At 61.8% G+C, this 11,429-nt stretch carries 10 protein-coding genes and 2 tRNA genes; 6 read left to right on the forward strand and 6 right to left on the reverse strand.

Annotation, left to right across the window (positions count from 1 at the left end):
* Positions 1-200 precede the first annotated feature (200 nt).
* The 4 genes from AC1DLV_RS16750 to bhcR all read right to left on the reverse strand — a co-directional run bounded on the left by AC1DLV_RS16750 (position 201) and on the right by bhcR (position 4,887).
* Entirely contained in the window at positions 201-1,562 is a 1,362-nt protein-coding gene (locus AC1DLV_RS16750) for a sigma-54-dependent transcriptional regulator (protein ID WP_476800839.1), read from the reverse strand.
* The gene (locus AC1DLV_RS16755) at positions 1,559-3,403 is read right to left on the reverse strand and encodes a sensor histidine kinase (protein WP_476800838.1); all 1,845 of its coding nucleotides are present in this window, start codon (positions 3,401-3,403) and stop codon (positions 1,559-1,561) included. The genes AC1DLV_RS16750 and AC1DLV_RS16755 overlap by 4 nt, the downstream gene beginning before the upstream one ends.
* A gap of 85 nt (positions 3,404-3,488) precedes the next feature.
* Positions 3,489-3,983 carry a YbaK/EbsC family protein gene (locus AC1DLV_RS16760; protein WP_476800837.1) on the reverse strand — a complete coding sequence of 165 codons (495 nt, stop codon included), beginning with the start codon at positions 3,981-3,983 and terminating at the stop codon, positions 3,489-3,491.
* 67 nt (positions 3,984-4,050) lie between these two features.
* A complete protein-coding gene (bhcR, locus tag AC1DLV_RS16765; RefSeq protein WP_476800836.1) occupies positions 4,051-4,887 on the reverse strand; it encodes an HTH-type transcriptional regulator BhcR in 837 nt (278 codons plus the stop codon).
* 197 nt (positions 4,888-5,084) lie between these two features.
* On the opposite strand from bhcR, the gene gcl reads away from it, so the two are divergent.
* Genes gcl through AC1DLV_RS16780 form a run of 3 tightly spaced genes read left to right on the forward strand, consistent with a single transcriptional unit; the run spans position 5,085 to position 8,628 of the window.
* Positions 5,085-6,866 (forward strand): glyoxylate carboligase, encoded by a 1,782-nt coding sequence (gcl, locus tag AC1DLV_RS16770; RefSeq protein WP_476800835.1) that lies wholly within the window; start codon positions 5,085-5,087, stop codon positions 6,864-6,866.
* Positions 6,867-6,884: 18 nt separating this feature from the next.
* Positions 6,885-7,682 (forward strand): 2-oxo-tetronate isomerase, encoded by a 798-nt coding sequence (gene otnI / locus AC1DLV_RS16775; protein WP_476836192.1) that lies wholly within the window; start codon positions 6,885-6,887, stop codon positions 7,680-7,682.
* A gap of 28 nt (positions 7,683-7,710) precedes the next feature.
* Positions 7,711-8,628 carry a 2-hydroxy-3-oxopropionate reductase gene (locus AC1DLV_RS16780; RefSeq protein WP_476800833.1) on the forward strand — a complete coding sequence of 306 codons (918 nt, stop codon included), beginning with the start codon at positions 7,711-7,713 and terminating at the stop codon, positions 8,626-8,628.
* Positions 8,629-8,743: 115 nt separating this feature from the next.
* On the opposite strand, the gene AC1DLV_RS16785 is transcribed toward AC1DLV_RS16780, so the two are convergent.
* Together AC1DLV_RS16785 and AC1DLV_RS16790 are read right to left on the reverse strand one after the other, a co-directional pair.
* Positions 8,744-9,616: a F510_1955 family glycosylhydrolase gene (locus AC1DLV_RS16785; RefSeq protein ID WP_476800832.1), complete on the reverse strand. Its 873-nt coding sequence runs from the start codon at positions 9,614-9,616 to the stop codon at positions 8,744-8,746.
* A gap of 138 nt (positions 9,617-9,754) precedes the next feature.
* On the reverse strand, positions 9,755-10,603 hold the full coding sequence (locus tag AC1DLV_RS16790; RefSeq protein ID WP_476800831.1) for a TrmH family RNA methyltransferase: 849 nt from the start codon (positions 10,601-10,603) through the stop codon (positions 9,755-9,757).
* 199 nt (positions 10,604-10,802) lie between these two features.
* Between AC1DLV_RS16790 and AC1DLV_RS16795 the strand changes: the two genes are divergently transcribed.
* From AC1DLV_RS16795 to AC1DLV_RS16805, 3 genes are all read left to right on the forward strand, one after another.
* Positions 10,803-10,887, forward strand: a tRNA-Tyr gene (locus AC1DLV_RS16795).
* Positions 10,888-11,010: 123 nt separating this feature from the next.
* A tRNA-Gly gene (locus tag AC1DLV_RS16800) sits at positions 11,011-11,084 on the forward strand.
* A gap of 196 nt (positions 11,085-11,280) precedes the next feature.
* Positions 11,281-11,429 (forward strand): GTP-binding protein (locus tag AC1DLV_RS16805; protein WP_476801027.1); only part of this gene is annotated, 149 nt, incomplete at its 3' end.

Raw genomic sequence — 11,429 nt, forward strand, 5'->3', positions numbered from 1 at the left:
TTTGTATGTGTGCTTCCACCCGCGCCTGGTCCCTCCCTGCGCCGGCGGTGGATGGCCAATTAAGCGTGGCTGAAAGCGCGTGCCGCAATGCGTGCGCACGCTTGCGAGCGGCTAAAAACGTTCGAGATCAGCGCGTGTGGGTGGAAAAGGTGACGTTGCCTTCTTGCCGTGTGTGGATTTCCACACATGGACACGACCGGCTAGGCGTCCGGGCCCTCGATGGCGCCAAGGCGGTTCTTGTCGAGGCCGTGGCGCTGCATCTTTTCGTAGAGGGTCTTGCGTGAGATTCCGAGCTGTTCGTAGACCGGCTTGAGGCTGCCGCCATGGGCAAGCAGTGCTGCTGCGATCGCATTCTTCTCGAACTCGGCAACGCGATCGCCAAGACGATCGCTACTCCCATTGGCCTCGGCCGGCCCGTCGGGCAGTTGCAGGCCAAGGCCAAGCACGAAGCGGTCGGCGGCGTTGCGTAGTTCGCGCACATTGCCAGGCCAATCGCGGCGAGCGACTTCCGCGATAGCCTGGGGCGGCACCTCGACATCGTCGCGGCGGTAGCGAGCGGCGGCCTCGCGCGCCAGCTGGAGAAACAGCAGTGGTACGTCCTCGCGCCGTGCCGAAAGGGCTGGCATGCGCAAGGTCACGACATTGAGCCGGTAGAGCAGATCGGCGCGGAAACGGCCGGTGGCGACTTCGGCGTCGAGGTCGACCTTGCTGGTGGCAATGAAACGAACGTCGAGCGCGATCGGCTCGTTGGAACCGAGGCGGGTAATGACGCGCTCTTGGATGACGCGCAGAAGCTTGACCTGCAGGTCGGTCGGCATCGAACCGATCTCGTCGAGCAGCACCGTACCGCCGCGCGCATGCTCGAACTTGCCGTAACGCGAACGCAACGCACCCGCAAAGGCACCGGCCTCATGGCCGAACAGTTCGCTCTCGATCAAAGTCTCGGGCAGGGCGGCACAGTTGATGGCAACGAAGGGTTTTGTGGCGCGTCCGCTGATGTCGTGCAGTGCGCGTGCGGTGACTTCCTTGCCTGTGCCGGTGTCGCCAATGATAAGGACGTCGGCGTCGGTGGCAGCGACCGCGCGCAACTTGTAGCGCAGGTCGATCATCGTCTGGCTGCGGCCGGGCAGGCGCGCTTCGATGTCGTCGCGCTTGCCGGCGACGGCGCGCAGTTCGCGATTTTCAAGCACCAGGCTGCGGCGGTCGATGGCACGCGCCGCCATCTCCGTCAGATGCTGGGTGACGAAGGGCTTTTCGACAAAATCATAAGCACCTTCGCGCATGGCGCGCACGGCGAGCTGCACGTCGCCATGCCCTGTCACCAGAATTACTGGAATATCGGCGTCGATGTCCCGGATGCGGCCCATCAGCGTCATGCCGTCCATGCCAGGCATGCGCACGTCGGTGATGACAACGCCGTTGAAGCCTTGAGTGATGAAGTCGAGCGCGCGTTCGGCCGACGAAACATCCTCGACGGTGAAGCCGGCCAGATCGAGCGACTGGCTGGTCGAACGGCGCAACTCGTCTTCATCATCGACAAGAAGAACGATCGGCGGCTTCATTCCGCAGCCTCACGGGTGGCGACGCGTGCCGCATCGAGCTCGACGGTGAACAAGGCGCCCCCTTCAGGATGGTTCAAGACTCCAAGAACTCCGCCAAAGTCTTTGACGATATTGTAGGAAATGGAAAGTCCCAGACCGAGGCCTTTGCCCACGCCCTTGGTTGAAAAGAACGGATCGTAGATGCGTTCGGCAATTGCCGTTGGTACACCGGGGCCGTGGTCGCGGATCGAGATGGTGACCTTGGGGCCCTTGCGTCGCGCGGTAAGTTCAATGCGACGATCGGCCTGGCCCTCGACCGCGTCGGCCGCGTTGGTGATGACGTTGACCAGCACCTGCTGCAGTCGCACCGAGCCCGCCTTGACGGCGAGCGGGGTCGGGCCGAGATCGACGATCAGCATGGCGTCGGCGGCCTTGAGGCGCCAGGCGACGATTTCCTGAGTATCGCGCACGACATCTTCAACCGATACCGGCCCAAGCTTCTGGTTGGGCTTGCGGGCAAAATTCCGGAGATGCCGACTGATCGACGCCATGCGGTCTGCGAGGCTCGAAATGCGCGAGACGTTATCGCGTGCTTCGTCGATGCGAGCCCTGTCGATCAGGGTGGCGGCATTGTCGGCATAGGTCTTCACCGCCGCCAGCGGCTGGTTGAACTCGTGCGAGAGCGCTGCCGACATCTGGCCAAGGGCGGCAAGCTTGCCCGCCTGGATGAGGTCGGCCTGGGTCCGGCGCAGCTGCTGTTCGGTGGTCCGGCGTTCGGCGACTTCGGTCTCCAGCCGGCTGTTGACCTGCGCCAGATCGGCAGTGCGCTCCTCGACTCGCCGTTCGAGTTCGATCTGCGCGCTTTGCTGCATCTGCATGCGCTCTGTGAGGCGGGCGCGACGCTGGAGGATGATTGCCCCGCCGAGACCGGCAAGGGCGAGTGCCAGAAGGGCGGAGATAACGGCTGCCAGAGCCTGCGTGTGCGCCGAAGCCGTGTCGGCGAGCACGTGAACCGTCCAGCGCGCCTGTGGCATCTGTTCGGCGAGTTCGAGGAACTCGCGCGATTTGCCGCCTTCGGTGATGCGGAGCAGCAGATTGCCGTCGTCGGTGGTGCTTCGGGTGACCGGCAGTTCTCGCAGCATCGCATCGGCATAGCGGCGCGATGCTTCGGTGCGGGCGAGGCGCTCGTCGGTCAGCGGCCGGAGACTGGCGTAGAGCCAGCTTGGCTGGCCACTCATGAAGATGATGCCTTCGGGATCGGTGACGATGATCTCTTGATCGCCGCCCTTCCACGACGCCTCAATGGCGTCGATGTCGACCTTGAAAACGACAACGCCACGGATCTCCATGCCGATGCGGATCGGCGAGGAAAAATAATAGCCGCGCTTGAGCGAGGTGGTGCCGAGCGCGAAGAAGCGTCCCTGGTTGCCGCGAATGGCATCTTGGTAATAGGGCCGATAGGAGAAGTTTTCGCCGACGAAGGTGATCGGCAGGTCGTGGTTGGACGCCGCAATCGTCTCGCCGCCGGGGAGCAGTACGTAGATGTCGGAAGATTTCAGCAGCGCATTGATTTCCTTGAGGTAATCGTTAGCGCGTGCGCGCAGGGCCAGATTGTCCGGATCGCTGACCAGCTCCTTGATATCGTCATGGTCGGCGATCAGTTCGGGCAGAGGCTCGAAGCGGTTCATCTGGCCCGAAAGGGCAGCCACAGCCAACCGCAGCGTGGTCTGGCCACGCGATGCCGCTTCGTCGAGGTAGATCCGGTTGGCGAAGGCGCCGCCGAAAAACACGATTGCCGCCGCAAGAGTCGCCACGACGAGACCCGGCCACAGCCAACGGCGTCCTTTAAGAAACTGCGGCATCGATGCGCCCGAACCTGATTTGATGCAGCCGAGTATAGCGGTCGGCCGTGCTCAAACAACCAAGGTGCGGTCGGAAGCCTGGAAACTATTCCGCAGCTTCCGCCTCTGACTTGCCAACCGCGTCCTGGCAGATGTCGCACCATTCGGCATTGACCAGCTTTGCCATGCGCTCGACACCGATCCTGACCGCGGCATTGGTGGCACCCGCTGCGGGTACGACTTCTTCATAGGCGCGCAACGACACATCGCAATAGATCGGGAGCGGCGTTGCCAGGCCGAAGGGGCAGACACCACCCACAGGATGGCCGGTAATCTCGGCGACCTGCTCGACATCGAGCATGCGTGGCTTGCCACCGAACGCATCGCGGCATTTGCGGTTGTCGATGCGTGCGTCGCCACGGGCAACGACCAGCAAGATGCGGTCACCGACACGCAGGCAGATCGTCTTGGCGATCTGGGCGGGCTCGACGCCATGGGCCTCGGCTGCCAATGCCACCGTCGCTGAGCTAGTCGAAGTCTCGATGACGTGGATGTCGGGAGCGTGTTCGGCGAAGAAGGCTTTGACGGACTGAAGGCTCATATTCGTTTCCAGCGATGGTCTTGCTAACAAGGCTTTGACTTCAGCCGTTGTGGTTGCGCTGTCAAGGTCAGATGCTTGGCAAGGTGCCGTCCGGCGAGCCGCCGATCATCCTTGTCAGCTCGGCGGCGGCCGCGCGAACCATTGGTCCGATCTCGCCCAGCCGTTCGGGCGTCACGCGCACCGTGGGCCCGGAAACCGAAACGCCGCCAATGGGTTCGCCGAATTCGTTGAACACCGCCGCTGCCACGCAGCGCATGCCGGGATAACGTTCTTCATCGTCCACCGACCAGCCGCGCGCACGGATCTGGTCGAGATCGCGGGCAAGGGCTGCCGGTTCCGAAAGCGTGCGTTCGGTGTAGGCGTCGAGGCCTGCCTTGCGCACGATTGCGTTGACGCGGTCGCGGTCGAGATGGGCAAGGACCGCCTTGCCGATGCCTGAGGCGTGGAAAGGGCTGCGCGTGCCCGGCCTGAAAAAGGCGCGGATCGCCTGATGCGTCTCGACCTGGCTGACAAAGACCACGCAATCGTCTTCGGCGACGCCGAGATTGGCGGTCTCGCCGGTCCTTTCCATCAGTTCCTGCATGACGGTGCGGGCGCGATCGACAAGCTTGCGCCGGCGCAGGAAGGCAGCACCCATGCGGTAGGTCTCGACCCCGATCGACCAAAGCTGGCCATCGCTGTCGAACTCAACCATGCCGTGGTTCTGCAATGTGGTCAGCATGCGGTAGGCGGTCGCTGCTGCAAGATCAGACGCGGCCGAAATCTCGCTCAGCGACAGGCCGTCGCTATGCGCGACGATGGCAAGGATGCGCAACGCGCGGTCGAGCGACTGCACCGAACCGGCGTCAGGAGCCGGCTGGAATGCACGAGGCCGCCCGCGCTGCCGCTTTTCGGTCGTTGCCATGCCTGTGCTCCAGATTGCGTTTAAAAAACTTTTTCACTTAGTTTGAAGCGCTGCGCAACGAAAAATGAAAATGACAGCAAAATCAGATGGTAAGTGCATATGTCTGAGAATGAAAAAATATTTTGAAAAAGTTGCAAAATTCGGCTTGCGATGACACGATCGGTTAACATTCAGTTTCGATCGTTGGAGGGAAGACCATGGCCAGGATGCGTGCTGTCGATGCAGCGGTCCTCGTTCTCGAGAAGGAAGGCATCAGCTGTGCCTTCGGTGTGCCAGGTGCGGCGATCAACCCGCTCTATTCGGCCCTGAAGGCGCGTGGTTCGATCCGGCACGTCCTTGCCCGCCACGTCGAGGGCGCATCGCACATGGCCGAGGGCTACACCCGCACCAAGGCCGGCAACATCGGCCTGTGCATCGGCACATCGGGGCCGGCCGGCACCGACATGATCACCGGCCTCTATTCGGCATCCGCCGATTCGATCCCGATCCTGTGCATCACCGGTCAGGCGCCGCGCGCCCGTTTGAACAAGGAAGACTTCCAGGCCGTCGACATTGCAGCGATCGCAACACCGGTCACCAAATGGGCCGTCACCGTCATGGAGCCGTATCTGGTGCCGATGACGCTGCAGAAAGCATTCCACCTCATGCGCTCGGGTCGTCCCGGGCCGGTTCTTGTCGATCTACCCGTTGATGTTCAGCTGGCCGAGATCGAATTCGACATCGACGCCTATGAGCCGCTTTTGGTCCACAAGCCGGTGATGACCCGCGCCCAGGCTGAAAAGGCGCTGTCGATGCTCAACGAGGCCGAAAGGCCGCTGATCGTCGCTGGCGGCGGCGTCATCAATGCCGATGCCTCGGACCTGCTCATCGAATTCGCCGAGATCACCGGCGTTCCCGTCATCCCGACCCTGATGGGCTGGGGATCGATCCCCGATGACCACCGCCTGATGGCCGGCATGTGCGGCTTGCAAACCTCGCACCGCTACGGAAACGCAACGATGCTCGCCTCAGATTTTGTGCTTGGCGTCGGCAACCGCTGGGCCAACCGCCACACCGGCTCGGTCGACAAGTACACGGCGGGCCGCAAGTTCATCCATATCGACATCGAGCCTACCCAGATCGGCCGCGTCTTTGCGCCTGATCTCGGCGTGACTTCGGATGCCGGTGCGGCCTTGAAGATGTTGCTCGATGTCGCCACCGAATGGAAGACGGCGGGCAAGCTGCGCGACTGGTCCGGCTGGGCCAAGGAATGCCAGGCGCGCAAGAAGACGATGAAGCGCAAGACCCACTTCGAGCAGGTGCCGCTCAAGCCGCAGCGCGTCTATGAGGAAATGAACAAGGCTTTCGGCCGTGACACCACCTATGTCACCACCATCGGCCTGTCGCAGATCGCCGGCGCGCAGTTCCTGCATGTCTACAAGCCGCGCAACTGGATCAATTGCGGCCAGGCCGGCCCGCTCGGCTGGACCCTGCCTGCAGCACTCGGTGTTCGCGCTGCCGATCCGAACCGCGACATCGTCGCTTTGTCGGGTGACTATGATTTCCAGTTCATGATCGAGGAGCTGGCCGTCGGCGCCCAGCACAAGCTGCCCTACATCCATGTCGTCGTGAACAACGCCTATCTTGGCCTTATCCGCCAGGCGCAGCGCGGTTTTGCCATGGATTTCGAGGTCAGCCTGTCGTTCGAAAACATCAATCGCTCAGGCGACCCGGAGGCAGGATACGGCGTCGATCACGTCGCGGTGGCCGAGGCCATGGGCTGCAAGGCGGTCCGCGTGCGCAAGCCGGAAGAATTTGCCGCTGCCTTCAAGCAGGCCAAGCAGCTCATGAAGGAACATCAGGTGCCCGTCGTCCTCGAATTCATCCTCGAACGCGTCACCAATATCTCCATGGGTGTCGAGATCGACAATGTCGTCGAGTTCGAGGAGCTTGCCGAGAGCAACGAAGACGCGCCAACCGCAATCATGCTGCTCGACTGATTTTCCGAGGAAGAACCTATGCCCAAGTTTTCAGCCAATCTTTCGATGCTCTTTGGCGAGCATGACTTTCTCGACCGCTTCGATGCCGCCGCTCGCGCCGGTTTCAAGGGTGTCGAATACATCGCGCCTTACGACCACGCGTCCGATGTCCTGGCCGCGCGCCTCAAGAAGAACGGCCTGACCCAGGCGCTGTTCAACCTGCCGCCCGGTGATTGGGCGGCCGGCGAGCGCGGCATCGCCGTGCTGCCCGATCGCATCCCCGAATTCCGCCAGGGCGTGGCTAAGGCCATCAGCTATGCGCATGCGCTTGGCTGTGAGCAGGTCAATTGCCTTGCCGGCATTGCACCCGCCGGAAACACCCATGACGTGCTGGAAAACGTGTTCGTCGAAAATCTCGCCTTCGCCGCCGAGAAGCTGAAGGCTGCCGGCATCCGCCTGCTGATCGAGCCGATCAACACGCGCGATATCCCCGGTTTCTTCCTGACCAACACCAAGCAGGCGCTCGGCATCATCGACAGGGTCGGCTCGGACAATCTCTTCCTGCAATACGACATCTACCACATGCAAATCATGGAGGGCGATCTGGCCCGCACCATCGAGGCCAATCTTGGCCGCATCGCGCATGTGCAGCTGGCGGACAACCCTGGCCGTCATGAGCCGGGTACGGGCGAGATCAATTACCCGTTCCTCTACGAGCACCTCGACCGCATTGGCTACGCCGGCTGGGTCGGCGCCGAATACAAGCCAAAGGCAGGGACGGTCGAGGGACTGGGATGGTTCGCTGACTTTGCCGGCAAGGGCAGCGCGGCCGCATAGGCCAGACGAAATTCGAAGGAATATGAAAATGGAAAAAATTGGCTTCATTGGGCTCGGCATCATGGGCGCGCCGATGGCGGGGCACCTGCTGGACGCCGGCTATCAGCTTGTTGCCAGCGACCATCGTGGCTCACTGCCTGAGGCACTGGTCGCCAAAGGTCTGAAGAAAGTGACCGGCCATCAGGCGCTGGCCAAGGCCTGTGACATCATCATCCTGATGGTTCCAGATACACCGCAGGTTGCCGATGTTCTGTTTGGCGAAAATAGCGTTGCATCAGGCCTTTCCAAGGGAAAGCTCGTCATTGACATGAGTTCGATCTCGCCGATCGAGACCAAGGAATTCGCCAAGAAGATCAATGAGCTGGGCTGCGATTATCTCGACGCACCGGTCTCCGGCGGTGAAGTCGGGGCCAAGGCGGCGTCGCTGACGATCATGGTCGGCGGCGAGGACAAGCCGTTCGAACGCGCCCGTCCGGTGTTCGAAAAGATGGGCAAGAACATCACGCTGGTCGGTCCCAACGGCGTCGGCCAGACCACCAAAGTGGCCAACCAGATCGTCGTCGCATTGACCATCGAGGCAGTGGCCGAAGCATTGGTGTTCGCATCGAAGGCAGGTGCTGATCCGGCCAAGGTCCGGCAGGCGCTGATGGGCGGATTGGCTGCATCGCGCATCCTCGAAGTGCATGGCGAGCGTATGGTCAAGCGCACCTTCGCGCCGGGCTTTCGCATCGAACTGCACCAGAAGGATCTCAACCTTGCGCTGCAGGGCGCCAAGGCGCTTGGCGTGTCATTGCCCAACACCTCGATGACCCAGGAGCTGTTCAACTCCTGTGCGGCTAATGGCGGGGCGAAGGAAGACCATTCAGCGCTGGTGCGCGCGCTCGAAAGGATGGCCAATTTCGAAGTTGGCTCGCAGGCCGGTGAGGTCAAGAACCAGGCAGCATAGGCGGGGGAGGTCGCGGGGTAACGTTCCCAAGCCGCGGCCTTTTCCACGCCGTCGAAGAGCGGGTTCCGGAATGATTGCCGGAGCCCGTTTTGCGTTTCGGTCACAGCGAAGAGGCTTAGTTGGCGCCGAGTTTGTTCCAGGTCGCGCCGGAATCGCCGCTGACCACGACCGCCAGCTCGCCGGTGGCAGCGACCAGACGCTCAGGCGATTTGGCATTTACTGCAAGGTGCAGGATGTAGCCCTCACTGTCGGGGCCTTGCCCGATGGTTTCGAATTTCGGCGCGGTTTCACTTGCCTTGAGCAGGCCGCGGCCGGGCACGAAGGCATAGATTGCGCCATCTGTGGTCAGTTCGACCGTCGTGACCGGGACGTCGGCGATCAGCGCGTGCCAATTCTTGGCGCCGTCGCGGCTGATCATCAGCCCGGTTTGCGTTGCGGCGTACACGACGGCCGGATCGGTCGGCGATATGGCCAGGTCAATCAGCTTGGGCGGGGCTTCGCCTGCGATAGTCCATGTCGCGCCGCCATCGCTGCTGGTCTGGATGCTGCCATATGATCCGTACAGCACGTCAGGATTGGTAGGGCTGACCGCGAGCTGGTGAAAGTCGACCGGCCCATTGACGCCTGGCGAGATCTGCGTCCAGCTCTTTCCCGCGTCGGTCGATTTGATGAAGCCAAGATTGCCGCCACCTTTTGGATGGCCGCTGGCAAACAGGATCGCAGGGTCGGCCGGGTGCGGCGTAAAGCCCATGAAGTCGTCCTGGCTTTCCGAAACCTGCGTCACGGTGCCATCTGAGCCTGCCACGAGCAGCCCGTGATGCGTGGCGATCAGGATATTGTTGGACTCCGCACGATCGAAGGCGAGCCCATGGATATGCGTGTTCCCCGCAAGATCGGCGACGGTCTTGGTCTGGGCGAGGGCCGGCGCGGCAATGCCGAGCACGAAGGCGAGCGAAAACAGCGGGATGAGTTTGGGGCAGCGCGCCATGGCGTATCTCCGTTTTGCCATCAGGCTACGGCTTCCGCCAGGTGGAAGGTCAAGGGAGGCTTCGCGCTGAAGCCGTGGCTTGGTGCCGCAGTAACTCTCAATTGAAAGCCGCCGCGACACAGCCGGTTCCGACTTATGTCAGCGCAAGAACTTCCTTGCCGCATAAAGCGAGATTGCTGCCGCATTGGACACATTGAGCGAGTGGATCGCGCCTGGCATGTCCAGACGGGCAAGCGCGGTCACTGTCTCGCGTGTCTTTTGGCGCAGGCCTTTGCCCTCGGCGCCGAGCACCAATGCGACCCGGCTGCCCGAAAACGTCTTTTCGAGTTCGGCTGGGCTTTCCGAATCAAGTCCGATCGTCTGGAAGCCGGCCTCATGCAGTTCACCGAGCGCATCGGAGAGATTACGCACTTCGATCAGGTCGATGTGTTCGAGCGCCCCTGATGCCGATTTGGCGAGCACGCCGCTCTCGTGTGGGCTATGGCGCTGCGTGGTGACCAGCGCACCAGCGCCGAAAGCCACCGCCGAGCGAATGATCGCGCCGACATTGTGGGGGTCGGTGACCTGGTCGAGCACCAGAATCAATGGCGAATCACCCAGCGCCGACAATGCCTTGGTTTGCAGCGGCTCGGCCTCGATCAGCACGCCCTGGTGCACCGCGTCGGAACCCGTGATTTTGTCGATCTCTCTTGGCTCGACCAATTCGGCGGCGAAGGGCAGGGCACCGAGATCGGCGATCTCAAGCCGTTCCGCCGCATTGCGTGTAACCCACATATGGCGAATCTTGCGGCGCGGATTGTCGAGCGCTGCGCGCACGGTATGCAGCCCATAGAGCCGTACCCGCCCGTCAGGGGCGTTCTCCCCAGGCGGCACTGGCTTGCGTGGCTTGAATTCGGGCGCGCCGCCGCTTTTCTGGTCGCGGAAGGTGCGACGCAGCTTGGCGTAGTGGCTATCCTTGGGTGTTCCGGGCTTTTTTGTATCGTTCATGCGCCTGCTATAGCGCCAGCTCCTGGCTTTGGATACGGCCCGTTAGTCGGCGCTTTGAATAATCCGCATGAAAACGCACCCTGTCCGGTTGACAGGCCAAATCCTTGTCGCCATAAGCCCACGCAGATTTCGGGGCAGGGCGCTTCGCCTCGAACCGGGATCTGGAAATGCCTCGTTGCATGGCTCCGGCAAAGCAGTTGGAGGAGTGCCCGAGTGGTTAAAGGGGACGGACTGTAAATCCGTTAGCTCAGCTTACGTTGGTTCGAATCCAACCTCCTCCACCACTGCCGGCCCGGAAGCCATAAAACGCATGGCCTCGAAAGGTGATCTCATCTTTTAGAGGGCCATGCCGCAAGGTGAATACCAGAGCGTGCTTCGCTCCTGAACAGGCGCGCGGCGCTCAGGGCGCGGGTATAGCTCAATGGTAGAGCAGCAGCCTTCCAAGCTGAATACGCGGGTTCGATTCCCGCTACCCGCTCCAGGGCTTTCTTGCCGAGTGAGAAGCCTTTTATTTGCATTCGGTTGCCACCATATGTGCGTCCAGCACTGAAAGAGCACCGCGGCTTTTGAGCCCGACCTTGGCCCTTGGCCAAAAGGCGCTTGTCTTTTTCGTCCTTTATCGGTAATCGCCCCGCATCCGACCGGAACCAAGGTCCCGATGCCCAAGGAAAGAGACAATGGCAAAAGGTAAATTCGAGCGTAATAAGCCTCATGTGAACATTGGCACGATTGGTCACGTCGACCATGGCAAGACGTCGCTGACGGCGGCGATCACCAAGTATTTCGGCGAGTTCAAGGCCTACGACCAGATCGACGCAGCGCCTGA

Source organism: Aminobacter sp. 01T433 (genome assembly GCF_056398585.1).

Excerpts from the sequence above, each read along its gene's own strand:
- AC1DLV_RS16750 (WP_476800839.1), bottom strand. The coding sequence starts at position 1,562 with ATGAAGCCGCCGATCGTTCTTCTTGTCGATGATGAAGACGAGTTGCGC.
- AC1DLV_RS16755 (WP_476800838.1), bottom strand. The coding sequence starts at position 3,403 with ATGCCGCAGTTTCTTAAAGGACGCCGTTGGCTGTGGCCGGGTCTCGTC.
- AC1DLV_RS16760 (WP_476800837.1), bottom strand. The coding sequence starts at position 3,983 with ATGAGCCTTCAGTCCGTCAAAGCCTTCTTCGCCGAACACGCTCCCGAC.
- bhcR (WP_476800836.1), bottom strand. The coding sequence starts at position 4,887 with ATGGCAACGACCGAAAAGCGGCAGCGCGGGCGGCCTCGTGCATTCCAG.
- gcl (WP_476800835.1), top strand. The coding sequence starts at position 5,085 with ATGGCCAGGATGCGTGCTGTCGATGCAGCGGTCCTCGTTCTCGAGAAG.
- otnI (WP_476836192.1), top strand. The coding sequence starts at position 6,885 with ATGCCCAAGTTTTCAGCCAATCTTTCGATGCTCTTTGGCGAGCATGAC.
- AC1DLV_RS16780 (WP_476800833.1), top strand. The coding sequence starts at position 7,711 with ATGGAAAAAATTGGCTTCATTGGGCTCGGCATCATGGGCGCGCCGATG.
- AC1DLV_RS16785 (WP_476800832.1), bottom strand. The coding sequence starts at position 9,616 with ATGGCGCGCTGCCCCAAACTCATCCCGCTGTTTTCGCTCGCCTTCGTG.
- AC1DLV_RS16790 (WP_476800831.1), bottom strand. The coding sequence starts at position 10,603 with ATGAACGATACAAAAAAGCCCGGAACACCCAAGGATAGCCACTACGCC.